Consider the following 1509-nt stretch of genomic DNA (forward strand, 5'->3'; position numbering starts at 1 on the left):
GCCAGAGGCTTTAAGGAAGTAGCCAAAGAGGTCGTGGAGAATCTGCATGTCGATCGAAGACCCGGCGCAGATTGAAGTTCCTGGGGCATTGCTCCCCGTAACCTCGTCGTAGTAGGGGCCGTTATCGCCACTGTTAGGGAAGTTTTCCGGGGAAGTCGAAGGGTTCGTTACGAGCCACTTTCCGTTCGGATGCTTCACCAAGTAGTCCAAGAAGAACTGGACCGAACCCTCCAGAAGAGGGTAGCTCTCCTTCAGAAACTTCTTGTCCTTCGTGTATTCGTAGTGTTCCCAAAGGTGGGTGCAAAGCCAAGCTCCTCCGACGGTGAAGGTTCCCCAGGTTGGCCCGTCCATTGGCGCAGCGACCCGCCACAGATCGGTGTTTTGGTGGAACACCCAGCCTCTTGCTCCGTAGTTTTCCTTCGCAACTTGGGCGCCTTGATCCGTCAATTCTCGGATCATCTTAAAAAGCGGCTCGTTCAGCTCTCCCAGATTTGCCGAGTTCGCGGGCCAGTAGTTCATCTGAGTATTGATGTTGGTCGTGTACTTCGAATCCCACATCGGATTCATGTCGTCGTTCCATATCCCTTGTAGGTTGGCCGGTTGAGTGCCGACACGAGAGGAGGAAATCAGGACGTATCGACCAAAATTGTAGGTCAACGCCGCGAGACTCGGATCGGGTTGAGTCTGAATTTTCACCTTGCGCTCGTTCGTAGGGAGCCACGAACGGGTGGTTGTGGGAAGTGTTAGCGACACCCGATCAAACAGCTTTTTGTAGTCAGCCACTGCGGCAGAGTGGAGGGTTTCAAACGACTTTCCTTCGAGTGCTTTGAGGTAAGACTCGACCCGCCGGGTCGGATTCGCACTCACATCTTTGTAGTTCACGAAGTTTGTTGCCGCAACAAAAACCAGGGTGACCGAATTCGCACCTTCGATTCTGAGGTTCACGCCCTCCGTTCTCACCTTGCCACCCTCTGCGAATGCCTTGAGCCTCCCTTCGTATCGGAGTTTCCCTGTTACGCCAAGGTAGTCGGCCGATTTCCCTGTCACGGATAGCCCGTCTGACCCGACAGGATCCATGCGGAAGTAGTCGGTTCCGTAATTCGAATGAGTCTGGTTTCTAACTCCGCGCAGGTTGGCAGTGAAGGTCAATCCTCCTGGTTTGCTCGTCGTCAACCGAACCACAATCGCCTGATCGGGGGCCGAAGCAAACACCTCTCGGAGGTAGGTCACGTCTCCGACTCGGTAGGAGGTTTTTGCAACTCCGGACTCCAAATCGAGAAGCCGCTTATAGTCTTCAATTTTCTGTGTGTGATTCAAGAAGAGGTGCAGATTCGCAAGGCTCTGATACTTCTGTTGCTCCACCGGGTAGCCCATCAGCTTTCGACCAAACAAATTGTGGGCTTCCAGGTGCTTCTGCGCAAACACGAGTCGCTGGACTTCTGGCAATGCTTTGTAACCACCTTTGACAACGGTCGAATAGGGGCCACCCGACCAGTAAGTTTCTTCATT

The 1509-nt window shown here is 53.5% G+C and carries 1 protein-coding gene; it reads right to left on the bottom strand.

What is annotated here, in order from left to right; genetic code table 11:
- Window positions 1-1509 (bottom strand): glycoside hydrolase family 95 protein (locus RMO15_RS28835; RefSeq protein ID WP_309721202.1); only part of this gene is annotated, 1509 nt, incomplete at both ends.

It is taken from the genome of Armatimonas sp. (assembly GCF_031410135.1).
Classification (GTDB): Bacteria; Armatimonadota; Armatimonadia; order Armatimonadales; family Armatimonadaceae; genus Armatimonas.